We start from the raw sequence: 25,389 nt of genomic DNA on the forward strand, positions 1-25,389 counted from the left end.
TCTACCCATTATAGATAGAAAAGAGAAATATAGTTAACTAAATTCCAATTAATATCAATTTGATAAAGCAGATATTACATCATCTATGTTCTTCTCATTATTTTCTTCATTATTCTTTATATTAAGAGATTCGGCATACTTTATAGCTTCCGTAGAATTGAAGGATTCCAGACAAATATATATTTCTCGTGAATCCCCTCGACTAGCTTCGGGCTTAATATGGACAACTTTCTCACAAATATCTCTAAGCCCTAATACAAATTCTCTACTTAAACTACCCTGCAACATCTTAAAAATTAGAGTGCCATTTTCTTTCAAAAATTCACAAGAAAAATTCAAAGCTGCATAGCATAGATTAATAGATCTAATATGATCAACAGAAGTATTACCACAAGAATTAGGACCCATATCAGATAAAATAATATCAAATTTTTCAACGGGTAATTGAGGATGCAGATCTTTTAAATTATTCTCCAAATCAAATTGAATAAACTGCACACCTTCTATCGGATCCATATTGATTTTATCTATTGCTACCACATTTTGAATTTTTTTAGAATAACGTGTGATAACTTGAGCCCAACTTCCTGGAGCAGAACCCAAATCAACAACATTTGTAGCGTTATCAAACATGTTTATCTTTTCTGATATTTCAAGTAATTTATAAGCCGCACGTGATCTATAATCTTCTTTTTTAGAAGATTTCACATATGGATCATTAATATGCCTACTAATCCATTTAGTAGAAGAATCTGTACGCTTTTTCTTGTTATCCAAAGAAGAAATTTTCAAACGATCTTGGAATAAATCTTTGCTATATTTTCTTTTCTCATCACAATTCTCTTTACGATCATCCTTAATAATCAAAGACTTCTTTTCAGCGTCCAATCTAGATCTAACATCTTCAGCAAAAAATCCATCTTTACTCCTAGATGTACGGGAATTGTATCTTTTCGTTGCGAATCTATCGTTTGATTTAAATGGTGGTCTATCAGAACCAAATTTTGAAAAAGGACGACGTGGACGATCTCCTTCTTTTGAATATTTATCATCAGAATAGCCGCCCTCTGATCTGTCTTTGTCACCAAATCTTTTTCTTGTTGCAAATCTATCGTTTGATTTAAATGGTGGTCTATCAGAACCAAATTTTGAAAAAGGACGACGTGGACGATCTCCTTCTTTTGAATATTTATCATCAGAATAGCCGCCCTCTGATCTGTCTTTATCACCAAATCTTTTTCTTGTTGCAAATCTATCGTTTGATTTAAATGGTGGTCTATCAGAACCAAATTTTGAAAAAGGACGACGTGGACGATCTCCTTCTTTTGAATATTTATCATCAGAATAGCCGCCCTCTGATCTGTCTTTATCACCAAATCTTTTTCTTGTTGCAAATCTATCGTTTGATTTAAATGGTGGTCTACCAGAACCGGATTTTGAAAAAGGACGACGTGGACGATCTCCTTCTTTTGAATATTTATCATCAGAATAGCCGCCCTCTGATCTGTCTTTATCACCAAATCTTTTTCTTGTTGCAAATCTATCGTTTGATTTAAATGGTGGTCTACCAGAACCGGATTTTGAAAAAGGACGACGTGGACGATCTCCTTCTTTTGAATATTTATTATCAGAATAACCGCCTTTTGATCTGTTTTTTTCACCAGTGCTATCACACAAATTCTCACTATCTTTGCCTGAATAAGGCTCACTTTTCCTTTGCATACTAGAAATAACCACAATTTAATAATGAAAAAACAATAAAAGCTAAATTCTCAAATAATCTACAACTAAAAGCAATAGAAGAAATCAAGGGGAAGAATCCCAGGGTAAGAAATTTATATCATTGATGTATTGTATCACAGTATCGAGTAAATGCACAGCATAATAATTGATTATCAATGATTAAGGGTTTAACATATCCATTGAATACTCATTTTATTGTAATAAGATATCATTGATGTTCTTTCGATTCGCAAATAAACAATTCTTTGCAGTACTACTATTCTTATTCTTAATCCTATTTATAAGAAATATTACTACCATAGAAGCACAAAATATAGACCAAAAAGTTGAAAAATTTCTCTTAAATTTTACAGATAAAATAGTAGATATAGGTAATTCTAACGAAGCCCTTGAAGTCCAAGAAGAAAAATTAAGGATATTACTTAGAGAAAGCATAGATATGAATCGTATTATTAAAATGGTTTTGGGAAAATACTATGATGAGCTTTCTGATACACAAAAAAAAGAATGTAAAGATGAATTCAGTGATAAAATGCTTGAGATATATATTAATGGCCTTTCAAATTTCAAGGGAATAAAAGAAATAACATATATACAGAAATATGGAAAAAATTCAATATTTGCAGATACGATAAATAAATTTGCGTTAACACAGTTAATTCCCATAAGATATATGATGACATTTGATAAAGATGGGGATTCTATAAAAATTTTTGATTTGATAATTGAAGATAAAGTTAGTTTTGTGTCATCTGTTAAGGACGTTGTACAACAAAAGATTGAACAACTTGGTCTAGAAGAAGTATTACCAGAGTTAATTTAAAAATTCTATGCCAATTAAAATGCCACATTGGCCAAATGTGTTAGACAAACGATATATATCCCCTGGATTATCCAGAACAGAAATAATTCTTAAGAAACTTGATAATCCTCATTTAAAAATAAAAAATATCATTCATGTTGCTGGAACAAATGGAAAAGGTTCGACAACAGCATTTATAAGAGAAATGTTGGAACAATCTGATTATAGCGTGAATTGCTTTAACACACCTGCATTAATATCTTTTAATGAGGAAATTATACTTTCTGGTACACCAATAAGTGACAAAAAACTCTTTAACGTGCTTGAAAGATGCAGAGTAACAAATTGTGAAGTAACATTTTATGAAGGGATAGCAGCAGCAGCAATGCTAGCATTTTCTGAGAATCCAACTGATTTCACAATTCTTGAAACAGGCTTAGGAGGCCGTTTGGATTCAACAAATGTAGTTAATCCTATAATATCTATTATAACTAAAGTATCTTTTGATCATTGTGAATTTTTGGGATCTACAATAGAAAGTATAGCTTCTGAAAAAGCAGGAATAATCAAAGAAAAGGTTCCTATTATCATAGCTAAACAAGAATATAAAAAAGCACTAGATGTAATAAAAAATATAGCTTATAAAAAGCACTCTCCTGTTTATTGTTCAGGAGAAGATCAAAAAATACAGATAATAGATAATCAAAGTTTTAATTATACTTTAGCAGATAAAACAATAAATTTACCACGCCCTAATATTCTTGGCGATCACCAAATAGATAATGCAAGCAATGCTATTACGGCTTTATATCTCTTAAAAAAAATGAATTTTAACAAAATAACAGATAATGCAATAACATGCGGAATAGAAAAAGCATATTGGCCAGGTAGGCTAGAAAAGATAGAAAATAATAGAATTCTCAAATATTTTGAAAATAAGAATATTGAAATATTTTTTGATGGAGCTCATAATCCAGATGGGGCTTACGCAATAAAAAATTGGCTTAAAGAAAGAAAAGCTATTTTAATTGTAGGCTTTACACTAGGGAAAGATTTTATTCAATTTTTAAAAATATTAAAGGCTCAAATATCAAAATTGTGTGCAGTTTCTGTTCTATCGGAACCAAAATCTATAAAAGCACAAGAGATAATACAAAGAGCAAGAAAAGAATTAAATATAGTTCCAAGTACTGCATATCAAAATATAAGAGAAGCAATACAAGACCTTGCTACGAAATCTTCTAAAACAGAAAAGATGACCATCATAATTTGTGGATCATTATTTTTATATAGAGATTTATACGAATTACAGAATAATCTAATTTAACTCAAAAGCATTTTCTAAATCAAAGGCTACTGTTGATACGCATTAGATAAGCTGCCATCACCAAAAATATCGATAAACTTACGTAAGAAACTAGGTGCGGTAGAAGTGTTAGTATCAACCTGTACCATCGAATCTTCATCTTTTGAGGCCTCTAAGACATATTCTAGAGTAATAAGACCTCTAGTTTGATCATCGGTGAATATATTCCCAATTAATGGTACTAAACTAACTGTTACACTCAATTGATAATATGGAACAAGGCTTCCGTACATTTTATAATCACCTGTTATGGAATTTATTATACCAAAATTGAAAATTGCTAAAGCGGCTCCCTTTGCCCAAGATTCTTCGATCGTCAAGAGACCATCGGCAAACGAAAATCGGCCATAAAAACTATTAAAAGAAACACCTTTCCCTCTTAATATTCCAGATATATTTGATATATTAAAGGAAGTTAAAGCGAAAATACGAGCTAAAGTAGGTGAATCACCAAGATAAAAATTATCAATATTACAATCTCCTTTTATACTACGATTATCACTAATTTTTAAAAAAAGCTCCATATTACCACCAAACATATATTCTGAAATATCCAACGCACTCAATAATATTCCAGCATTGGTACTAGAAATAACTATATCTCTACCATTATATTTTGCACTAATATAAGATAGCGCTCTCTCTTCATCATATTTTTGATACCAAAAATCTGCTTTTTCATTTGGATAAACAGCACCCGATAACAAAACATTACGTTTGGGAAGATCAAATTTAAATTTTAAATTACTCATATGATTGCCGTTAAACATGATAGCTTTTTTTATTTCAGCATCTATCCTGTAATTATTAACATTATGTCTTTCTTGAAAATCTGGTGATTTGTCTATTCTCTTGAAGAATTTAGATAAGCCAGCGATATCTATGATATTAGCAAAAATCTTTAAATCTTTGATATTTTTCACTGAACTAAAAGTAAAATGTAGATCATTATCAGCAAATTTAACCCTATTGGAATGGATAAGATAATCATCTTTATCAACATTAACATTTACTTCAATATCAGCTGCATGAGCAGTGTAATGAAAAACACTAGATTTTAAAACTCCTTCCTGTAGACCAAAATCCATTTTTACCTTTGCAGGCTTTCCATAAATTTTACTATAAGAAATCTCTGGATAATTTATATCAACATTCTTTAGATCTAAAACACCTTTATACTTCATATTCATCAAGTCACGCCCTTCTCCCTTCAGATTTACACTATAAATTCCATCATGTGCATTAATAAGATCTTTATAATCACCTAGCATATCGTTATCAATAATTTGGATAATGAATTCCGTATCAAAATATCCATCAAAATAAATGTTACTTTTCTTTTCGATATAATTGTCACGATACAATATAGCTAAATCAGTATCATCATTTTTCAAATTCAACACGAAGAATAAATCATTATTATCCAATTTGAATTCAAATGATGATTTGGAAATCGGGAAATTATCGTATAAGTAACCGTTTAAATTATTACTATCAATATTTATAGAATATTCAAATTGATATTTTTCATTTTCATCTGCATAAAATTTAAGTGCAGTCACAGAATTAACGATTCCAGTGAGGTTCTTCATATTTTTTATTACTGGTAAATAAGCAGCATAATCATCAGAAAAATAGAAAGGCAAATATTTCATCAAAGCCTGATAATGTTCGGCAAAATCTCCTTCAGAATTTATATTAACTTCATACTGAAAAGGACCGTCAGTATATAAATCAGGAATGATAAAATCAACGCTATAAACGGGATTAGGAATATCTTCATAAGCATGCAATTTCAAAGTTTGACCGGATATACTAAAATTACCTGTAAGATTCTCTATTACGGGAATAATATCTTTTACCTCTTTTGTCTGCCCGCTATGAAAAGGAACATTCAAATCAACATTTCCAGTTATAAAATCCACTGAACCTTTTATAATCTTAGATTCCACATGATCGATAAACCCAAATATTTCTTCCTTAATTTGAGCAGCTTGTTTTTGATAATTTGGCCAATATGAAAGAACAGCTCCAAGCCTAATATTTTCCAGATAAAAATCTAGGGTCTTTTCGTATTCTCCATATACTAAATCTAAAGAGGTAACACTTTCCTTATTCTTCAATGATAAATCATTGACAGAAATTGTCCCCCTATCTATCTTAACGACAGCAGAGCCATAATCAATATTACAAGACAGACTATCTACAGCATTACAAAGTGGCTTTCCTATATTTCCTGTCACTGAGTTTAAATTTAACTGGACATCTACCTTATTAAATCTTTCTGTAACAGTAGTAATAATATTTAAATCAATATTTTGCCTTATAATATCAGACCATTCTGGTTTATATTTAAGCAGCATTTTCGATAATAAATCATCGTTCAGTGAAAAATTGTTCAGAGTAACAACTATTTTTGGATAATCATCTTTATCATAATGTAATTTTATAAAATTGGTTAAAGAGTTACGTATTGTCCCTTCTAGATATCTATCCTTTTTATTTTTCTGATAATAATGATGAATAGAAATAGAACCTAGAAAAGTATCATTGAATTTGATTGAATCTATATTCAAATTGAAAAATATCTTATCCAATGTATTAAATGCTATTTTAGATCCTTTAGAAACATAATAGTCTAAAGCATTTTCATAACCATCATATTCTTGTTTAAAACCTTCCTGTTTAACTTCATTATCATTTCCAAGATTATTCTTTTTTTCTGTATCATGTGATATGGAATTATCAGTTGCACTAAATTCTATCTTCCCCATCCCTACATCAGAGAATTTATAAAATAACCCAAAAAGCCCCTTTCGCACTTTTATTTCCAAAAAAGATATATATAAACTGTTATTCCCTATAAACCTGATATCTTTTATGTTTATTGTAAAGAACAGATTATCCTTGGTTAATTTAACATCTCCAAACTGCAATTCATTTTCTCCTAAAACGGGTTGAAGCTTATATTCTGAATAACTCTTTATATATTCTACGTATTTCTTACTACTGAAAAGATAGTAGATAAATATAGAAATTATAAGTAAAACAATTATAAGAAATGTCTTAATATTAAGAAATTTGGATAAACGCATAATAAAAAACAACACGAGACGTACTAATAATAGTACTGACCACTTTTAATATATCATCAATTATAATAAGGAACTAAATTTAGTCATAAAATTCTCTAATAAACATGCAATTATAATCGATAATACATTGTTGCACCAAACACATGCAAAATGTATACTGGACAATTCTAGCATTAAAAATAAAAAAAATGGCAAATCTACATCAAAGTATAACAAATATTAAAGATAAAAAATTCATCGTAACAGGATCTTCTAGAGGAATAGGCTTAGAAATTGCTAAACAACTTAGCAGTATTGGTGCAAAAATTGTAATGAGCTCTTCTAGTATTGAGAATCTCCAAAATGGACTAAAAGAAATCGAGAATAAAGAGAATTGTCATTTACTGGAGTGCGATGTTTCACAATCTCAGAATATAGAGAAATTTATTAAAGATGCTGTAAGTGTACTAGGTGGATTGGATGGAATAGTCTGTAATGCAGGAGTTACACAAGATAAATTATCTTTACGTATGTCAGAAGAAGATTGGGATAAAGTCTGCAATATTAATTTGAAGAGTGTATTTTTACTGAACAAGCATGCTTTTAGACATATGATGAAAAATTCTTGGGGAAGGATAGTCAATATTTCTTCTATCGTAGCTGCGACAGGAAACCCTGGGCAAGCAAATTATTGTGCGGCAAAAGGCGGGATGATCTCCATGTCCAAATCTTTAGCACTAGAATATGTTGGTAAAAATGTTACTGTAAATTGTGTATCTCCAGGTTTTATAGATACTGATATGACAAGATCTCTTACTGATGAAAGAAAAGATTTTATTCTTTCTAACATCCCAATGAAAAGACAAGGCTCAGCTGAAGAAATAGCTAATATGGTTAATTTTATTCTATCAGAAGCATCGAATTATATTACCGGCCAAGTATTTCATGTAAATGGCGGGATGTACATGCAATAAAGCAATCAATTTGTAGTAAAAATGGTATTAGACAAAAACAGTCATTATATATTTGTTTATGGTCTTGGTATTACCGGTCTTAAATTAGCAGAGCATATATCAAAAAAAAGAAAAATATTGATATGGGATGATTCTAAAAAAGAAAAAGCGATACTGTTAGCAAAAAACAATGCAAATATTGAATTGTTCAATCCGTTAGAGTGTGAACATTTTGAATTTATAGACTGTGCTATTTTGTCTCCTGGTATTAATACAAATAAAAATGAAATTGCATTAAAGTTAAAAAAACATAATATCTCGATAAAGTCTGATATCCAATTTTTCTCTGAGCTATATCCAGAAAAAAATTTAATAGGAATAACAGGCACTAACGGGAAAACTACTCTTTGTACATTAATATATTATGTTCTTAAAGAAGTTGGTTATAATGTTTCTCTTTGCGGAAACATCGGGGTCTCAATTTTTAACAAAGAAGCAATAGCAAGCGATTGGCTTATTATAGAAATGTCATCTTTTCAACTTGAGATAACATCATATTTAAAAAATTTAAAATTTGGCGTGATAACAAATATAGCAGATGACCACATAGACAGACATGGAAGCCAAGAAAATTATATCAGAGCTAAATTCAACATATTCAATAATCCAAATACAATTGCTATCTGTGGAAATCATATTCTAGAGTGTGCTTTAACAAAAGGAAAAGATATTAAAGATGCTATAGTTTATGAACAATGTTCTAAAAGATATAATGCATCTAAAGAATTTGCATATCAGATTGTTGCATGCGATTTAGAAAAATTAAAAAGATACAGAATAGATAATGTGTCAAAAGATAATATTTCTGTGCAAAGTTCAATCTTAGAGAAAACAAGTAACATTATAAAGTGTTCTGATAATATGAATATTGAAAATGACAATATTCATGCAGATATTATAAAATATGCATACCTAATAATAAAAAATCTATCTATCAATAAAAAGGATTTTCAGTCTTTGGTAGAAAAATTCTCAGGGATAGAACACAGAAATGAATTTTTTACATCGTATAAAAACATCAACTTCATTAACGATAGCAAAGCAACTAATCTCCATGCCGCTAACTATGCTATTATCAAATCCCAAAATAAGATTCTTTGGATATGTGGAGGCAGAAGTAAAGGAAAATTTTCACATTTTGATTTTATGATCTCTAATAATATAATGATGATATATGCGTTTGGAGAAGTGCGTCACAAAATAAGCGATGAATTATCAAAAAAGAATAAATCTTATGAAGGTAATTCAAAGGCTCTTGGATGTAATTCAACCGTAAGAATTTGTGAAAATTTAGAAGAAGCTATAGATTCAGCATTTAGGTATGCAAAAAATTATATGAAAGAGGTGGATAAAAATGCAGCAATTGATATATTATTCTCCCCTGGGTTTGCTTCATTTGACATGTGGAAAAATTTTGAAGAACGCGGTAAATGTTTTAAAAAAATAGTAAACGATCTTTTACAGAAAGAAAAAAAATGACAATAAAATATACTCTATCTTTTTTAATTGCTTTTATAACATCTGCATTACTGATTCCAGTAATAAAGAAAATATCATTTTGCATTCAATCAAAAGGACAACCAATATACGAAGATTGTCCTCAAAGACATAAAAAAAAGGAAGGTACAGCAACTCTTGGAGGTTTAGCGATACTGATATCCACAGTAATAACTTCTGCAATAATGCTAGATGATTACTTTAATTATCATATATTGGCAATTCTTGTAATATTTTTGGGTTATGGAGCATTAGGCTTAATTGATGATCTAAGTAAGCTTAAACAAAAAAAAAATAGAAACAGTATCATGCCTGCAAAAGTGAAATTTCTATCTCAGTTATTCATAGCATTCTTAACAATATATTTAGTGAGTCAAAAAGCGGATGTTAATCTTTTTTCTTTGCACTCTATCAAAATATCTGCAAATTACTCTTTTAATATAACATACTGGGGATATCTAATATTTTTCCTATTTGTTACTGTTGGCTCATCAAATGCTACAAACCTTACAGATGGCTTAGACGGTCTATTATTGACTCAAATCATTATAATATTCCTAACAATTGCTTTTTTATCTACAAAAAATGTTAATAATCTCCTTTCTATTAAAGATTATGATAATATAACAAAAATATGTTTGATAATTGCTGGATCTTCTTTAGGTTTACTATGGTTCAATACAAATAAGGCCACTATATTCACAGGGGATGTTGGCAGCTTATCGCTTGGAGGTTTATTAGGGATAATCTCTTTATTATTACAAATAGAACTAATATTACCAATAATAGCCATCATTATGGTATCAGAAACATTATCAGTAATAATACAAGTATTATATTTCAAGTACACAAAGAAGAAGTATGGTGAAGGAAGACGAGTATTTAAAATGACTCCCATACATCATCATTTTGAGGAATTGGGAATGAATGAGTCAAAAATTGTTATGAGATTTATGATATGTACTGTTTTTTCATGTGCTATTGCAATTATATTATTTTTATATTTAAGCCAATATTAGTATAATTTGATATTAAGATAGTTATATCTGCGAATTATACATAATTCCTAAAACTTTCATTGACTATATGAGCTACATAAGATAGAATCTCCCCGTGTGCTAATAGTAGTGTGATGATTTATCGCGGGATGGAGCAGTCCGGTTAGCTTGCCAGGCTCATAACCTGGAGGTCGTAGGTTCAAATCCTACTCCCGCAACTTTTTCATTTATTTGCCATAACATCCATAAAAGCATTGCATTTTAAATATAAAGAATCGTATTTTTATATTAATCCCAACTTCATCTCTAAGATATATAATCCGTAAAGTGTGCCGTATACCTTGCAGTGCAATCATAAAAACAGGCTAAGCAAATTAATAGCTAATAACTCTTTCTAAATGATCAATTTTAACAACTGAACTTTCTTTTTGCTCTAAAACAGTTGCAAAATATAATCATCAATATTTACTTTAAAGCTTCACTGAAGTTAATTTTTGCAAAATCCCAATTAATTAAATTAGAAAAGATTGTATCTAAATATTTCGGACGAAGATTTTGATAATCCAAATAATATGCATGTTCCCAAACATCAACAGTTAATAGAGGCACTTTATTCTTTTCTGTTAAAGGAGTTTCAGCATTACCTGTTTTATTGATATTCAAATTTTGTGATTTAAGATCATATTCTAACCATGCCCAACCACTACCAAATTGCGACATTGCTGTATTCTTAAATTCTTCAATGAATTTATCAACACTGGTAAATTGATTTTCGATCAATTTCAACAAATCTTCTGTTGGTTGTCCGCCACCATTTGGTTTTATTGACTGCCAGAAAAAATTGTGATTCCATACTTGCGCAGCATTATTGAATATATTTGTTCCAGCAGGAACATCTTTAATAATATCTTCAAGAGACATATTTTCGTATTTAGTATCTTTAATCAAGGTGTTAAGTTTTTGAATATACCCAGCATGATGCTTACCGTGATGAAAAGAAAGCGTCTGAGCACTCATGAAAGGCTCTAAGGCATCATGTTTGAAGGGCAGATCCATTAATGAAAATGACATATTAACCTCTTTATTTATAAAACTACAGAATATATTGTATTTCCAATAAGGTATAGCACGTTGTAAGAAAATGCAATTAGTGCACAGATATAAATAATAAAAAATGAGTGCTATAATAAATACAATGATATAAACAGCTAAAAACATATATGCTAACAGTTGCAATTAACAACTATAACAATGATTTATCCTTAGGAATAAAAGATAAAAATGGGAAGTTATTTACTCATAATGTAAATACACAAAATACTGCCGAAATGCTTCATTTCTGTTTAAAAAATCTTATGAATAATAATAACTATAGTTTTCATGATGTAGATAAAATTATGGTCACAGTAGGCCCTGGAAGCTTTACTGGTATAAGAGCATGTATAGCAGCAGTACAAGGTTTTCGTATAGTCATGCCACATATAATAATACTACCAGTTGATCTGATGAAAATGGTAGGATTCTTTGCAATAAAAGAAACAGATAAAAGAAGTTATAACGTATGCATTGCAGATAGAGAAAGATTTGTATATAACCAACAAATAGATAAAAATTTAGTAGCAATCAACAAAATACAAAGAATAGAGAAAAAGAATCTGATATTGGAAGATCCATCTCAAGTAAATTGCGGTAATATAGAAGAAGTATCAATCAAAATACCAATAAATATAACAAATTTATTAGAATTTGGAGAACACTGTATACAGCATAATCTGAAACTACAGAAATTAGAACCTATATATGCATACTAATTTTATTTCTCTACACATATCGATAGCCCTAGGCCACCAGCAGCACAAACGACTGCCATTCCCTTGTTGAGACTCTTGTTATTTATCGCTTGAATTACATTAATAAGGCTCACAGCACCAGATACACCCAAAGCATAACCCATAGACAATGCTCCTCCATATAAGTTTACTTTCTTCATATCAACCTTTAAATCTTGCATAACAGCAATAACTTGTACTGCAAAAGGTTCAGTAACATCTAGAACATCCACGTCTTCTATTTTCCATTCTGCAATAGATAAAGATTTTTTAGCTGCTCTTACTCCAGCCAAATTTATAACATTAGAATCATTAGCAACACAAGAAACAGATTTTATCCGCACTAATGGCTGTAAATTTAATTCATTGGCTTTATCAGTATGCATCATCAAGAAGCCAGCAGCCCCATCAGCAAAATGAGCACTATTTCCTGCTGTAATTGTCCCAGATGTGTGAAATATAGGCTTCATATTAGATAACCTGGCAAGTGAATAGTCTGATTTTTTTGTTTCATCTTTAAAAATAACATTATCTTTAAGATCAACAGATTCAACATACTCAAAATAATGCAAACTTTGCAAATATCTTCTAAATCTATCTCGAGATTCTAAAGTATAGTTATCCTGAAAAGACCTATCAATACGATAAATATGAGATAATTTTTCTGCTAATTCTCCAGTACTAGATTTTGAATACACATCTAATAATCCATCATGTACCACTGTATCTTTTAACTTGATGTCTCCATAGCTAAAATTTTTATCACGCACTTTTATATAATGAGCAGCACATGTCATATTTTCTTGGCATGAAGCAATAACGATATCACCCTTGTTAGCAAGAATATGTTGATATCCTAGAATCACACTTTGTATCCCAGATCCACAAACACTATTTACACAATACGCAGGTATCTTGGAACTTAAATCGGCATTAATAACAGATTGTCGAGCAGGATTTTGTCCACAACCTGTTGTTAAACTTTGCCCCACAATTACAGCATCTATTAGATCTTTATTTCTATTAAGATTTTTAGCTAAGCTTGATATAACACTTGATCCTAACTTTACTGCACTAACAGAAGAATATACACCTTCAAACTTTCCCATTGGAGTTCTCTTGGCAGCAACTATAACAACACTCATAGATGTATTATTCAACTTAATATATATATTATAATACCCTTAATTAGTTAGAATAATACTAATTTATTAATAAATGATGCTATGAGTAACTAAAATTGTCCCTCAAAAAATAGCTTCCTAAAGCACCTATACACTAAAAAAAGATGCCTATAAGATATTTAACAGAATAAGTGAAAATAGACATCGCTGTAAAACTCACAATCCATAGCACAATCAACCAGATCCAATTTTTTAAATTTTTTCTTGAATCCAGATAATTTCTTATACTAACACTAACGTTACGAAGCTTTTTTACGATCATCTTTATTCCACATTAAATAGTAACAGTATCCAGTATATGAAAGAATAACTGGTAGCATAATAATTGCTCCAATCAGTAAAATAGATTGCGAAGTCCCTGTTGCTGCTGCATCATGTAAATTCACAGAATACGGCACTAACCACGGATACATTGTTATGCATATTCCAGAGAAAGATAATACAAAGATGATTACAGTACAAAAGAATGGTATAAATTTATCCGCCTTATAGAGAGAAATCCATAACACTATAAAAGATATAAAAGCTATAAAAGGTATCGGCAACAAGAAAAGGAATTCTGGTAAACTAAACCATAAATCACGTACATGTTGATTGGAAATAGGCATTGCAATGCTTACCATTAACATACTTAGACCTACAAAAAAAGAAGTATAAATCGCTACTTTTTTTGCCCAATTAAATAATACTTTTTCTTTACAATGCATCATAAGCCATGTTGAACCCAACATAGAATAACCAAAGACCACAGCTATCCCTGTCAACATATTAAAGCCTGTAGCCCAGTCTAAAGGAGTTCCAGCATATTTCATATTAGATACCTTGATGCCTTGTATAACAGCACCAATTATTATCCCTTGCATAAAAGCTGCTACTAAAGAACCAAAGTGAAAGACCATATCCCACACTAAAGATTGAACATAATTTTTTGCTTTAAATCGAAACTCAAATGATGCTCCTCGAAGGATTAAGCCCATTAACATAATGATAATAGGAATATAAAGTGCTGGCATGAATATCCCATATGCTTTGGGAAAAGCTGCTAATAACCCTCCTCCGGAGAGCACTAACCATGTTTCATTGCCATCCCAAAAAGGAGCAATAGTTCCAATTAACATATCTCTATCTTTTTTATCAGATACAAAAGGAAAAATTATTCCAATACCTAGATCAAAGCCATCCAGTATAACATATACCATAACAGCAATAGCAATTAACCCACCCCATATGAAGGGCAAATTAATGTAATTCTCAAAATTGATCATTATATAATCCTCTATGCAGGTACTATAATTTAAAAAAATAAAACGTTAAAGTGGCTTTCTTACAAAAGCAGAGTCAACATCTCCATTATCCTTTTTGGATATCACAGGTCCTTTCTTTATAACAGTGACCATATAATAAGCACCAAAGCCAAATAAAGTAAGATATACAAACACAAACAAAGCTAAACTCAGGGATACTTGCGCTATATGTAAATTGGAAGCTGCATCTGATGTTCTAAGTAGGTCATATACAACATAAGGTTGACGCCCTACTTCCGTAACAAACCACCCAGCCAAAAGAGCTATAAAACCTATGGGAGCAATCACAACATTAAAATATTGAAACACACGAGATGTAAATTGTCTTTTCTTAAATTTAAGGTAAATATATGAAAGCACTGAAGCCAACATGATACACCAACATAAGATCATGATTCTAAAGGCAAAAAACACAGTAGCAACGTGTGGTCTATCTTTAGGGTCTACTTCCTTCAACCCTGGAATCTCGCCATGTAATGAGTGAGTTAATAGTAAACTACCTAAGTAAGGTATTTTTATCGCATAATTTGTTTCCTCTTTTTTTTGTGAAGGAATGCCAAAAATAGTGAAGGGTACATCCCCTTTTGTTTCCCAAACAGATTCAATAGCTGCAATTTTTAATGGTTGATGTTCAAAACTGTTTAAACCATGTTGATCTCCCGCCAAAAGCTGCAAAGGAACCAAAATAACTAAAACAGACATACTAAATTGAAGAATAAATTTAGCATGTTCTAAAAATTTGCGCTTCAATAAGAAATAACATGCTACTCCTGACAGTACAAATGAAGTCGTTATATAGCTAGCAATAAGCATATGAACCATTCTAACAACAAAAGATGGGTTAAATATTATATCTAACCATTTCTTAGGATATAGTAAGCCATCAGACCCAATATAAAACCCTGTAGGAGTTTGCATCCAGCTATTTGCAGATAATATCCAAAAAGCAGATACTGTTGTGCCTACTGCAACAATCACTGTGGAGACAAAATGCATTTTGGGACTAACTTTCCCCATTCCATATATCATAATTCCAAGAAAAGATGCTTCTAAAAAGAAAGCTGTCAATACTTCGTATCCTAATAAAGGTCCTAAGACATTTCCAACATATTGAGAAAAATGTGACCAATTAGCACCAATCTCAAAGGATAAAACAATTCCTGAAACAACACCTAATCCAAAAGAAATTGCAAATATCTTTAACCAGAATTTATATATATCTTCATATAATTTTTTCCCAGAAAAATACCATAAACCCTCAACAATAGCTAAAAAAGTTGCTGAACCTATACTCAATGCAGGAAAGATAATATGAAAAGATACGGTGAATGCAAATTGCACTCTTGATAAAAAAGTATCTGTTAATAACTCAAACATTTATAAAATACAACAAAGATATACGAAGTAAATGAATTTATAAAACATATAAGTAAAAAAAACCTTACAGGATTTCCCATAAAAAAGTAGGATAAGTGTTACTTAATATGGAATGCAAATATAGCATTTTTTACATTAAATTACATCCTAAATATGGCATTTAGCGCCGCTTGATTTCTTACATATGGATAAGTTAATATTATCTTTAATTTTTTCATATATAGGGATAAAAAATTAATGAATAAAGCTATAAATTTGTATAAAACATGGATTTGTATTTCTTATATATTTTTTATAATTTATTCATATTCATACATGAAAGAGGCTAAAGCGTATGATAAAACAACAAACGATCAAACAGATGAAAAACTAATAAGAAACACACTTCATTCCCTATCTATTGGAATAGAAAATTCAAATTTAATCACTCAAGACAATAAATTTGATAAGAACAACAAAAGATTATCTAATAATAATCAGAAAGATAGATTATTAAATAAAGAATTCATAATTAATAGCACAATCCCACTCAAAACAGGAGAGGATAAAATATTATCTGTAAGCGTTAATTATCTCTATCATAAAATAGCTCACGACATACACAAACAAGGTTTTGGATTTTCTATTAATTTTTCCCCTATGGAAACAATATTATTGCAAACAGGCATAGAAAATACATCTATTTATAAGCTAGAAAAAAAGCAAAATAATATTTTTCATCTTTTAAAATTTCCAGACAACACAAATAAAGCACATACATATTTTCTAAAAACAGCTTATATATTACCGCTAAAGGCAAAAAAATATAGCAAACATATAACACCATATGTAGAATTTGCACTGCAAGCTTCACAAGCCCAAAAATTTTTGGATCCCCAAAATAATAAAGTTTCAAGTTATCAGTTAAGAGAAAATGAATTCATGATACAAACAATACTGTCTTTACACGTTGATATATCGCAAAATATCGAATTCTCTATTGGAGTAACATATCCTATAATACAGCAAAAGACTTTTTTTGCTGACCAAAGCAGAGGAATATATAGTACCAAACTTGAATCAGGAACTACCAAAAAAGGTAAGATTTCAGTGGGAATAAAATATATTTTTTAATCATCATCTATTTGTAAAAAATGAAATATAAGTCTCGATGCTTTGCGTAAAATAAAGAATATATCTCCATAAAAATCACAAACTGTTAATTTTTCTGTAGATATGCAAGAATAACGTATATTCTTATCTAGAATAGAGGCAAATAAAGTTTCATCAATTTCCGCATAAAATAGTACGGCATCAATATTGCTATATTTTTTTCTATAGCGTGACAAAAAGATGTAATCTAGATATTTAGCATTATCATGTAAAATTTGCAGATCTTGTTGTTTTAAATATGAAAATTCTTTATTTATACATTCATAAAAATCCTGTAAATCGGTAATATAAGAACATGGTAAAGTGTGTAAATCACTCTGAAATTTACTCTTTATCACAATAAATTTATCTTCATGAAAAATACAGAAAAATGCCTCTAAATTATATTTAGAAGTAAAATTGTGATGTTCGAGCAGTAAATTTCTTTCATTCATTAGTAATTTATATGTATCATTGCATTTAAATTCACTAAGAAAGTCAGTGACATATTTGGGCAGAAGAGAATCATCAATATCCCCTTTGCATAAATATTTATCTCTTATATCAGTTGCATTTATGCCTTTAAAAAAATAGTCTATGGCAACAAATTTGAATTCTGGGAATAATTTTAGATAATATGATGTTTCATCTTTGTTCATGCCAATCAAAGCAACATTATCATTTGTGCGTATCACAGAATGAATGCTATTTTTAACATTTTGAATCCAAATTTGATCATCATATGTATAATCATTAATAGGTAAAATATGTATTCTATAAACTAATTCTTCCTTTAAAGAATTGAGTAGCATATTCTTACGCTCCACAAAGCTCCAAGGGTTATGACAAGATGGAGGTAAATTAGACGAACCTAATAAAACAATCACTCTGTGGGCAACATGCAAAGCCTTTTGCAATACGTATAGATGCCCTAAATGCAAAGGTTGTATACGTCCTATAAAAACCACATAATCATACTTATTGTCTTGCATATCCAAATAAGGAATTAATAAAGTAATATTTGCTTAAACTAATTACTGTACAATAACCAGATATAACAGTTTATATGTTTTCGATATGGAAAAAAAGTCTGCAAATGATAATGTCACACGCAATGTTCTACTGGCATTAATAGCAGGGTTATTGCTTGGAAGTTTAATTGGCGAGTATGCAAAATATTTTGAATTGCCTGCAATGCTTTTCATTAGAGCATTGAAAATGATAATAGTTCCAACAGTTTTTTTCTCAATAACCAATGCAATTGTAACCAACAAAAGTGGTGGTAACATACTCAAAATATCAGCTAAAGGGATAGTTCTATATACTATCACATCGTTTTGTGCAGCGATAATAGGAATATCTTTTGGAGTGTTAACAAAGAATATAATTCCAATAAAGATAGAACCTAGCGGTCTTTCTGTATCCAATAATGATTCCATATTGAACACAGATTTATCCTCAATTTTACTGAACATAATCCCACTAAATCCCGTTAAATCATTTGCAAATGGAAATCTGATACAAATAATATTCTTTAGCATAATTATTGGCTTTAGCATTAGAAAGATTAAAAAGATGGAAATCTTGAGCAAGCTAATATATGAGTGTAATAATGTAGTAATGAATATAGTAACTTTCATAATTAAGTTATCACCGATTGGGATATTTTCACTAATCACATGGATAGTAGGAACTCAGGATAAAACATTGCTTGTGTCATTAGCTAGAATCATAATGATAATGGTAGCTGCATCCATTGCGCAATTTGTCATTGTTTATAGTACTTTGATAATCTATAAACGAATACCTTATATAAAATTTTTAAAAGGTTTATTTCCAATCCAGATCATGGCATTTACAACAACTAGCAGTAATGCAACTCTACCCTTTAGCATCAAAATAAGTACCGAAAAATTAAAAATATCAAAAGACACGGCAAATATAATATTGCCTCTGGGGGCAACCATGAATATGGATGGATTGGTATTATTTATCACAAGTACTACTGTTTTATTGATGCATGCCTCTGGTTTAACAATGGGCCTCAATGAATACGCTGTTTTATGTATATCTGCTGTGTTAATATCTGTGGGAACTGCAGGTGTCCCCAATGTTGGATTAATATCGCTATCTGCCATATTAGGAATGTTCAGCCTGAATATAGATATATTCTCCTTATTTGCAAGCATTGATAGATTCCGAGATATGATAAGTACAACTGTTAATGTTTCAGGAGATGTGGTAATAGCAAAATTCTTGGATTCAGATTCAGATACATCTAAAAGCAAAAAGATTGATAGCCACTAACATTAATGACTAATAGCTAAAAAATAAGTATAAAATTGATAAAATGCTAAAATAAATTGATATTTAACTTAAATAAAACAAATTATCTGTTGTAATGTACGTAATATCACAAATAAAAACTATCAGGTAAATAATTAATTATGTATTCAGTATTAAATTTATAGCTTTTGCAAAGCGATTATTTATAATACGTTTCCTAGATGTTGAAGTACCCGATTAAATATATAAAGTTAAGTACAATATCTATAATATCACTTACACTTGCGTTGAGCGGATGTTTTCCTTATCAGAAAGAGTTAATGAATGATGTAAAAAATGGAGGACCACAATTATCTGATATCAACGTAATTGTCGATACAGAAGGAGAAAATGAGATTCATAATGGAAAAAGATATCGTTATAATTCATTGTGGAAAGAAAATTCATCAGTAATGTTTCAAAGCACTAGACCAGGTAAAATTGGCGATATAATAAAGGTGAAAATAAGAACTAACGATAGAGCCAAACTAGAAAATGAAACAGAACAGGATAGAACATCAAATGATCAATTACCAATGCCAAATATACTAGGTACAGCAAATCCATTACAAGAAGCATTTAATACTCCAAATGCCTTGGGTATATCATCTACAAAATCAACCTACGGAAATGCTACTATAGATAGAAAAGAAACAATAAGCACAGAAGTAGGTGTAACAGTTACTAAAGTACTGAATAATGGTAATCTTATAGTTGAAGGCTCACAAGAAATGCTTGTAAACACAGAGTTAAGAAGAATAAGCATAAATGGAGTTGTTAGACCAGATGATATAGCTATGGATAATACAATTGATGCCAGCCAAATAGCTGAGTTGCGTGTAATGTACGGAGGAAGAGGCGTGATATCTGATATTCAAAGACCAAAAATAGGAAGCCAAATTCTTGATATATTAAGTCCTTTTTAAAGTACTCTTGGCCATTTTGACAAATTCACTATAATAATATATCATCTGCAATCAATAATATATCATTGGCTTTTGTTATATGGATAATCACTCTATTGAAGATGCAAAGCTTAAAGAAGAATTAGCTTGGGCATATAGGATAATTGCTCATCTGCAGATGGATGACCTAACATATACCCATCTTACAGTCCGTTCAGCAGATAGAAAAAGCTTTTTTATCGCGAGATTTGATAAATTATTCTCTGAAGTTCAGAGCAATGATATGTTAGAAATTAGCTTAAATGAAAATGAATTGCCTCCCAAAGGATCTTTTCACTATAATTTGACAGGGGTTGTTATTCATAGATCTATATATAATAAACGTCCTGATATCAACTCAGTTATACATTTACACACAATAGATGCAGTGGCGGTTTCAGCTCAAAGAAATGGTTTACGCTTCCTTTCACAATTTGCAATGCCTTTTTATAATAACATCGCATACCACGATTATGGAGCACTAGCTACCAAAGAAAAGGTACAAGGCTCAAAGATTGCAGAAGATCTAGGAGATAAAAATAATATGCTGTTGAGAAATCACGGCTCTGTAACTTGTGGAAAAACAATATACGAAGCACTCTTTTTTGCTAGATTTTTAGATCAAGCTTGTAAAGTACAGAATAAATGTCACAATCACGAACAGTGGGTGGAACCTTCAGAAGAAGTTATCAAAAAGGCTAAAAATGATATGTTGAATTTTGAAAAAAATTTAGGTTACAATGATTTTCAAGCTTTAAGGAATAAAATACAAAATAATAACTATTCTTCTTCCTTAAGATTAGCATCAGAAACTGTATTGTCTTGATTAACATCCAATTCTTGGCCATTAATCTCATCATACTTCTTGATTTCTTTTCTCTGTAATCGTTTTTTTTTCTCCAATATTTTTTTCTGAGCATCCATTTTTGCTTTTTCAAGGATCATATGGGTTTCTTCAATCATTTCCCTATCATGTATTATTGCTTGTCTTTGCTGCTCTAATTCTTGCCTTATTGCAGACAATTCATCATGATTTATCTTATTATTTTTCTTTTTACTAAAGAAAAATCCCTTAGCAGACTTCTTATTTGTATGTGTTAAATCAGCACGCGGCGCAACATGAACCTTCTTAGTGAATATCTTCCCTACCGTTTCATTTGCCTTAGCAAAAGATAGTTTTATAAATACCTCTTTTACATCATCAAGAGTACGAGACATTAATAACTGCAAAATAAAATCTTTTATAAAAATTATCGTATACTGACTTATAGAAAGAATTATATATTTGTAATAGGTCCTCTGATGTATCGCAACAAATAAATAGGGAAAAGCCAAAGCGAAGAACATTTCAAATGTATAATAAACCGATATATTAGTACTATTTACAAACCACCATTTAACATATTTATAGCCATATTTGAAGGTATAAAAGGGATTCTGTATTGAATATATAATGGAGTTATAATCAAATTTCGTCTGCAAAGAATGCAAACAAAAACAAGAAAAATATAGATAAATTGCTATATATATCAATTTAGGGATAAACTTACCTAACTGATTAAACAAAACAACAGAATATAAAAAACTTCTCATGTTGAAAACAGTATATTATTGCTTCATTTTTGCATACTTAGATTAACAAAATACTTACATAATTTCTCCAGAAAGATAACGCTTCGTTTCTTCATGTTTTGTGTTACAGAAGAATTCTTCTGTAGAAGAATACTCTATTAATCTTCCTTTATGTAGATAAGCAACATTATCCGCAAGTTTTTTTGCTTGCCTCATAGAGTGAGTCACTATTACTATGGTGAAGTATTTTTTTAATTCTATAATAAGATTCTCCACTGAAGTAGTAGCTAAAGGATCCAAAGCCGAACAAGGTTCATCCATAAGCAATATCCTAGGTTTCACAGCTATAGCACGTGCTATGCATAACCTTTGTTGTTGACCACCAGAAAGTGTCATTGCACTGTCTTGCAATCTATCAGAAACTTCATACCATAAACCGACATTTTCAAGGCTTTTACGTATTATTGTATCAATTTTTCCATTTTTATTATGAATCCCATGCAATTTTGGAGCATATGCAACATTTTCATATATGGATTTCATAAAAGGATTTGGTTTTTGAAAAACCATCCCGATTTTTGCTCTCAACAAAACGACATCTACATCCTTGCTGTATATATCATAGCCGTCTATTTTTAAACCGCCCGTGACTTTACAATTTTCTATAAAATCATTCATACGATTGAAACAACGCAATAGGCTACTTTTACCACATCCAGAAGAACCTATAAAAGCTGTAACTGTCTTAGGATATATATCCATATTTATATCCATCAACACATTCTTTACTCCATAAGTTAGGCTTAAATTCTCAACAGATGCAATAACCTCTTTCTTCTTAGTTTTTTTTTCAGACATAAAAAAAATTCCCAAAATCTTACTAAGTATAGCATAGAAATATAAACGTAGATATTCTATACAAGATTGTTAACAAAATCATCCATCTCAAAATAACCAAACGGCATATCTACAATCCATTTTGCTATTTTCAATGTGTTAAAGGCAAATAATTTACGATCTAAACAGCGATGCGCTAAACTCAATTGCTCAAAATTATTAGTAAAAAGCACTTCAATATCTGCAATAATACCACCAGATCTATTAGAAGATATATATATATCACCATTTGCTCTAGCAAATTCATGATTTGTAGGTTCATAAAATTTGATACCACTACTATTTCTCTCATCACTTTGCAATATATCTTCCGCAACACTAATTGCCGTACCAGAAGGAATATCTTTTTTTAATCTGTTATGTTTTTCGATAATATCAATATCATATTCTTCAGTATCTAATTTTTGCGCAATATCTTTTGAAACTCGTCTTAACAATGCAACTGAAATACTCATATTTGCTGCCCAAAATATTTTATTTTTTTGTGATATAGTATACATATGTTCAAATAAATCATGACCTGTTGTTCCAGATATCAATATTTTATTTTCAAGAACAACAAGAGAATCAAGTATGCTTTTTAATCCATCAGGAGAAGAAAAATCGATTATCAGATCCACCGCTTGGCACAATTCAAGTACGCTACGAGATTCAACAATATCGGTATTAATATCACAGGCGCAACCTATATCTCTAGAATCATAATTAACACCACAACCAGCTATGAGTTTAAAATTTTCACTATTAGAAAAAAATAACATCTTAACTATATTGGAAGCAGTCTTACCGAAGCTCCCTACTATACCAACTTTATACATATAAGGCTACAAATTAGAGGCTATTATACTTACCTTCATAAAAAACTAAAGACTTGCGATCAGGGAAATAATCACAAATTTTAACATTACCTACTACAATTGTATGATCACCTCCTTCATACATACGGTATGTAGTACAATCAAAATAAGCAGAAGATTTTTTAACAATACAATCTGTTTTACCAATTGATATTAATTTGTCCGGCCACTTTGATGCATCATGTCCAGCAAAAATCTTGGCGACATCTACTTGTTTATAATTAAGTACACTGATAGTAAAAGAGCTCCCCATTGTAATATATTGAAGACGATGTGCGGTATTTTCAATACTAAACAATACTAATTTCGGCTCTAACGAAACTGCATTAAAAGAACCTACTGTAATACCCCAAGGATTTCCTTCATTTAATCCAGCTATAACAGCAACACCAACAGGAAATTTAGCTAAACATCTCCTAAAGAACATAGTATCATTTTCCATCAAAAATCACTCTCAGATTATAAAGAAGAAAATAAAAATAATAGACTAATAATAGGCCCTATGCAATATGCAGTCAAAGTGAAATAATGAGAACAACTTTTAGGATTTTCTATATTTAGATATGCAAAGACATATCTTTTATGTAAAAATGATAATATGGCAGCAATTGGCACCAATAATATCACGCTATCAGAAAATTTAAGCAAAGAAATCATCCAGAAAAGAATTGCTAAATTAAATATTTTTATCAAAGAATCTAGATTGCTTCCCAAAGTAGTCAAAGCCATGGATTTTAGCCCTAACTCTTTATCATATATTTTATCTTGATGAGCATAGATAGTATCGTAAAAAATAGTCCATAGAATACATCCTATATATAAAAGAACAGATTGGAAAGTGATTTCACCCAAAATAGCGAGAGTAACAAATAAAGCTCCAGAATTAAATATGAATCCTAAAAAAATCTGCGGATAATCAAAAAATCTCTTCACAAAAGGATAACATATAATCCCTATACCTATTAATAATCCCATTAACAGGGCTTTTAATCCAATAAAAAAAAGCATCCCCAAACCCATTGCTGAAAGCAAGATCATCAAAAATAGCGCTTCTTTTATCGAAACTTCTTTAATCACTAAAACCCGTTCTTTTGTTCTCTCCACATTAATATCAATATTTCTATCCGCTATATCATTGATAATGCAGCCTGCAGATCTAGCCACAAAAGATCCAATAAGAAAAAATCCAAACCAAAGGAGAAAATTCTCTATTTCACAGTATAAATTAAATAGCTGAAATAAACAGGGAAAAAAAACTAATAATGTTCCCACAGGATTAAAAAATCTTATTAAATTCAGATAATTAATAATTTTCTTTCTAGAATCAAATAATTTTGTGTCATTCATGTTACGGAATATCTAGAACAATTGCGAAATAAAACAAGGCGCTAAAACATAAAACTTTACTTAAGTTATGATAAAAATCAAAAAAATATCATTATAAGAGTATTAATACTCAATAAATTTATTGATTTA

The 25,389-nt window shown here is 30.2% G+C and carries 22 protein-coding genes and 1 tRNA gene; 11 read left to right on the top strand and 12 right to left on the bottom strand.

Features of this window, described 5'->3' with window-relative positions; all coding sequences use genetic code 11:
- Positions 1 to 54: 54 nt before the first annotated feature.
- Entirely contained in the window at positions 55 to 1,722 is a 1,668-nt protein-coding gene (locus GUI12_04090) for an RlmE family RNA methyltransferase (GenBank protein ID UAT43313.1), read from the bottom strand.
- A gap of 235 nt (positions 1,723 to 1,957) precedes the next feature.
- On the opposite strand from GUI12_04090, the gene GUI12_04095 reads away from it, so the two are divergent.
- Both GUI12_04095 and GUI12_04100 read left to right on the top strand, forming a co-directional pair.
- Complete coding sequence (locus tag GUI12_04095) at positions 1,958 to 2,566, top strand: ABC transporter substrate-binding protein (protein UAT43314.1); 609 nt, start codon at positions 1,958 to 1,960, stop codon at positions 2,564 to 2,566.
- A 19-nt stretch (positions 2,567 to 2,585) separates the two neighbouring features.
- Entirely contained in the window at positions 2,586 to 3,872 is a 1,287-nt protein-coding gene (locus tag GUI12_04100) for a bifunctional folylpolyglutamate synthase/dihydrofolate synthase (GenBank protein ID UAT43315.1), read from the top strand.
- A gap of 26 nt (positions 3,873 to 3,898) precedes the next feature.
- Here GUI12_04100 and GUI12_04105 read toward each other — a convergent pair whose 3' ends face one another.
- Positions 3,899 to 7,006 (bottom strand): AsmA-like C-terminal region-containing protein, encoded by a 3,108-nt coding sequence (locus tag GUI12_04105; GenBank protein ID UAT43316.1) that lies wholly within the window; start codon positions 7,004 to 7,006, stop codon positions 3,899 to 3,901.
- Between the two features lie 209 nt (positions 7,007 to 7,215).
- On the opposite strand from GUI12_04105, the gene fabG reads away from it, so the two are divergent.
- The 4 genes from fabG (at position 7,216) to GUI12_04125 (ending at position 10,711) form a co-directional block, all read left to right on the top strand.
- Positions 7,216 to 7,959 (top strand): 3-oxoacyl-[acyl-carrier-protein] reductase, encoded by a 744-nt coding sequence (fabG, locus tag GUI12_04110; protein UAT43448.1) that lies wholly within the window; start codon positions 7,216 to 7,218, stop codon positions 7,957 to 7,959.
- 21 nt (positions 7,960 to 7,980) lie between these two features.
- On the top strand, positions 7,981 to 9,477 hold the full coding sequence (gene murD, locus GUI12_04115; protein ID UAT43317.1) for a UDP-N-acetylmuramoyl-L-alanine--D-glutamate ligase: 1,497 nt from the start codon (positions 7,981 to 7,983) through the stop codon (positions 9,475 to 9,477).
- Positions 9,474 to 10,514, top strand: coding sequence for a phospho-N-acetylmuramoyl-pentapeptide-transferase (mraY, locus tag GUI12_04120; GenBank protein UAT43318.1), 1,041 nt, complete (start codon positions 9,474 to 9,476; stop codon positions 10,512 to 10,514). Before murD ends, mraY begins: the two co-directional genes overlap by 4 nt.
- A gap of 122 nt (positions 10,515 to 10,636) precedes the next feature.
- Positions 10,637 to 10,711: transfer RNA gene (locus GUI12_04125), tRNA-Met, on the top strand.
- A 247-nt stretch (positions 10,712 to 10,958) separates the two neighbouring features.
- On the opposite strand, the gene GUI12_04130 is transcribed toward GUI12_04125, so the two are convergent.
- Positions 10,959 to 11,564 (bottom strand): superoxide dismutase, encoded by a 606-nt coding sequence (locus tag GUI12_04130; GenBank protein ID UAT43319.1) that lies wholly within the window; start codon positions 11,562 to 11,564, stop codon positions 10,959 to 10,961.
- Between the two features lie 149 nt (positions 11,565 to 11,713).
- Here GUI12_04130 and GUI12_04135 point away from each other — a divergent pair, with 149 nt between their 5' ends.
- Entirely contained in the window at positions 11,714 to 12,304 is a 591-nt protein-coding gene (locus GUI12_04135) for a hypothetical protein (GenBank protein UAT43320.1), read from the top strand.
- A gap of 2 nt (positions 12,305 to 12,306) precedes the next feature.
- Here GUI12_04135 and GUI12_04140 read toward each other — a convergent pair whose 3' ends face one another.
- The 3 genes from GUI12_04140 to GUI12_04150 all read right to left on the bottom strand — a co-directional run bounded on the left by GUI12_04140 (position 12,307) and on the right by GUI12_04150 (position 16,187).
- Positions 12,307 to 13,467: a thiolase family protein gene (locus GUI12_04140; GenBank protein ID UAT43321.1), complete on the bottom strand. Its 1,161-nt coding sequence runs from the start codon at positions 13,465 to 13,467 to the stop codon at positions 12,307 to 12,309.
- A gap of 278 nt (positions 13,468 to 13,745) precedes the next feature.
- On the bottom strand, positions 13,746 to 14,771 hold the full coding sequence (gene cydB / locus GUI12_04145; protein ID UAT43322.1) for a cytochrome d ubiquinol oxidase subunit II: 1,026 nt from the start codon (positions 14,769 to 14,771) through the stop codon (positions 13,746 to 13,748).
- 45 nt (positions 14,772 to 14,816) lie between these two features.
- The gene (locus tag GUI12_04150; protein UAT43323.1) at positions 14,817 to 16,187 is read right to left on the bottom strand and encodes a cytochrome ubiquinol oxidase subunit I; all 1,371 of its coding nucleotides are present in this window, start codon (positions 16,185 to 16,187) and stop codon (positions 14,817 to 14,819) included.
- A gap of 315 nt (positions 16,188 to 16,502) precedes the next feature.
- On the opposite strand from GUI12_04150, the gene GUI12_04155 reads away from it, so the two are divergent.
- Positions 16,503 to 17,300, top strand: coding sequence for a hypothetical protein (locus GUI12_04155; protein ID UAT43324.1), 798 nt, complete (start codon positions 16,503 to 16,505; stop codon positions 17,298 to 17,300).
- Here the strand turns inward: GUI12_04155 and GUI12_04160 are convergent.
- Complete coding sequence (locus GUI12_04160; protein UAT43325.1) at positions 17,297 to 18,310, bottom strand: adenylyltransferase/cytidyltransferase family protein; 1,014 nt, start codon at positions 18,308 to 18,310, stop codon at positions 17,297 to 17,299. The genes GUI12_04155 and GUI12_04160 overlap by 4 nt on opposite strands.
- An 85-nt stretch (positions 18,311 to 18,395) precedes the next feature.
- Between GUI12_04160 and GUI12_04165 the strand changes: the two genes are divergently transcribed.
- The 3 genes from GUI12_04165 (at position 18,396) to GUI12_04175 (ending at position 21,413) form a co-directional block, all read left to right on the top strand.
- Positions 18,396 to 19,625: a dicarboxylate/amino acid:cation symporter gene (locus tag GUI12_04165; GenBank protein ID UAT43326.1), complete on the top strand. Its 1,230-nt coding sequence runs from the start codon at positions 18,396 to 18,398 to the stop codon at positions 19,623 to 19,625.
- 299 nt (positions 19,626 to 19,924) lie between these two features.
- Positions 19,925 to 20,569 carry a flagellar basal body L-ring protein gene (locus GUI12_04170; protein UAT43327.1) on the top strand — a complete coding sequence of 215 codons (645 nt, stop codon included), beginning with the start codon at positions 19,925 to 19,927 and terminating at the stop codon, positions 20,567 to 20,569.
- Between the two features lie 79 nt (positions 20,570 to 20,648).
- Positions 20,649 to 21,413 (top strand): hypothetical protein, encoded by a 765-nt coding sequence (locus GUI12_04175; protein ID UAT43328.1) that lies wholly within the window; start codon positions 20,649 to 20,651, stop codon positions 21,411 to 21,413.
- Here the strand turns inward: GUI12_04175 and GUI12_04180 are convergent.
- The 5 genes from GUI12_04180 to GUI12_04200 form a co-directional block, all read right to left on the bottom strand.
- Complete coding sequence (locus tag GUI12_04180) at positions 21,368 to 21,805, bottom strand: hypothetical protein (GenBank protein UAT43329.1); 438 nt, start codon at positions 21,803 to 21,805, stop codon at positions 21,368 to 21,370. The genes GUI12_04175 and GUI12_04180 overlap by 46 nt on opposite strands.
- A 429-nt stretch (positions 21,806 to 22,234) precedes the next feature.
- Positions 22,235 to 23,017 carry a phosphate ABC transporter ATP-binding protein gene (gene pstB / locus GUI12_04185; protein ID UAT43330.1) on the bottom strand — a complete coding sequence of 261 codons (783 nt, stop codon included), beginning with the start codon at positions 23,015 to 23,017 and terminating at the stop codon, positions 22,235 to 22,237.
- A gap of 56 nt (positions 23,018 to 23,073) precedes the next feature.
- Positions 23,074 to 23,874 carry a 4-hydroxy-tetrahydrodipicolinate reductase gene (gene dapB / locus GUI12_04190; GenBank protein UAT43331.1) on the bottom strand — a complete coding sequence of 267 codons (801 nt, stop codon included), beginning with the start codon at positions 23,872 to 23,874 and terminating at the stop codon, positions 23,074 to 23,076.
- A gap of 13 nt (positions 23,875 to 23,887) precedes the next feature.
- Positions 23,888 to 24,355, bottom strand: a complete 468-nt coding sequence (locus GUI12_04195) for a flavin reductase (protein UAT43332.1) — start codon at positions 24,353 to 24,355, stop codon at positions 23,888 to 23,890.
- Between the two features lie 17 nt (positions 24,356 to 24,372).
- Complete coding sequence (locus tag GUI12_04200; GenBank protein UAT43333.1) at positions 24,373 to 25,260, bottom strand: 4-hydroxybenzoate octaprenyltransferase; 888 nt, start codon at positions 25,258 to 25,260, stop codon at positions 24,373 to 24,375.
- Positions 25,261 to 25,389: the final 129 nt, after the last annotated feature.

Source organism: Anaplasmataceae bacterium AB001_6, from assembly GCA_020002265.1.
GTDB lineage: Bacteria > Pseudomonadota > Alphaproteobacteria > Rickettsiales > Anaplasmataceae > AB001-6.

Coding starts and splice junctions, on each gene's coding strand:
- GUI12_04090 (UAT43313.1), bottom strand. CDS start 1,722: ATGCAAAGGAAAAGTGAGCCTTATTCAGGCAAAGATAGTGAGAATTTG.
- GUI12_04095 (UAT43314.1), top strand. CDS start 1,958: ATGTTCTTTCGATTCGCAAATAAACAATTCTTTGCAGTACTACTATTC.
- GUI12_04100 (UAT43315.1), top strand. CDS start 2,586: ATGCCACATTGGCCAAATGTGTTAGACAAACGATATATATCCCCTGGA.
- GUI12_04105 (UAT43316.1), bottom strand. CDS start 7,006: ATGCGTTTATCCAAATTTCTTAATATTAAGACATTTCTTATAATTGTT.
- murD (UAT43317.1), top strand. CDS start 7,981: ATGGTATTAGACAAAAACAGTCATTATATATTTGTTTATGGTCTTGGT.
- mraY (UAT43318.1), top strand. CDS start 9,474: ATGACAATAAAATATACTCTATCTTTTTTAATTGCTTTTATAACATCT.
- GUI12_04130 (UAT43319.1), bottom strand. CDS start 11,564: ATGTCATTTTCATTAATGGATCTGCCCTTCAAACATGATGCCTTAGAG.
- GUI12_04135 (UAT43320.1), top strand. CDS start 11,714: ATGCTAACAGTTGCAATTAACAACTATAACAATGATTTATCCTTAGGA.
- GUI12_04140 (UAT43321.1), bottom strand. CDS start 13,467: ATGAGTGTTGTTATAGTTGCTGCCAAGAGAACTCCAATGGGAAAGTTT.
- cydB (UAT43322.1), bottom strand. CDS start 14,771: ATGATCAATTTTGAGAATTACATTAATTTGCCCTTCATATGGGGTGGG.
- GUI12_04150 (UAT43323.1), bottom strand. CDS start 16,187: ATGTTTGAGTTATTAACAGATACTTTTTTATCAAGAGTGCAATTTGCA.
- GUI12_04155 (UAT43324.1), top strand. CDS start 16,503: ATGAAAGAGGCTAAAGCGTATGATAAAACAACAAACGATCAAACAGAT.
- GUI12_04160 (UAT43325.1), bottom strand. CDS start 18,310: ATGCAAGACAATAAGTATGATTATGTGGTTTTTATAGGACGTATACAA.
- GUI12_04165 (UAT43326.1), top strand. CDS start 18,396: ATGGAAAAAAAGTCTGCAAATGATAATGTCACACGCAATGTTCTACTG.
- GUI12_04170 (UAT43327.1), top strand. CDS start 19,925: ATGAATGATGTAAAAAATGGAGGACCACAATTATCTGATATCAACGTA.
- GUI12_04175 (UAT43328.1), top strand. CDS start 20,649: ATGGATAATCACTCTATTGAAGATGCAAAGCTTAAAGAAGAATTAGCT.
- GUI12_04180 (UAT43329.1), bottom strand. CDS start 21,805: ATGTCTCGTACTCTTGATGATGTAAAAGAGGTATTTATAAAACTATCT.
- pstB (UAT43330.1), bottom strand. CDS start 23,017: ATGTCTGAAAAAAAAACTAAGAAGAAAGAGGTTATTGCATCTGTTGAG.
- dapB (UAT43331.1), bottom strand. CDS start 23,874: ATGTATAAAGTTGGTATAGTAGGGAGCTTCGGTAAGACTGCTTCCAAT.
- GUI12_04195 (UAT43332.1), bottom strand. CDS start 24,355: ATGGAAAATGATACTATGTTCTTTAGGAGATGTTTAGCTAAATTTCCT.
- GUI12_04200 (UAT43333.1), bottom strand. CDS start 25,260: ATGAATGACACAAAATTATTTGATTCTAGAAAGAAAATTATTAATTAT.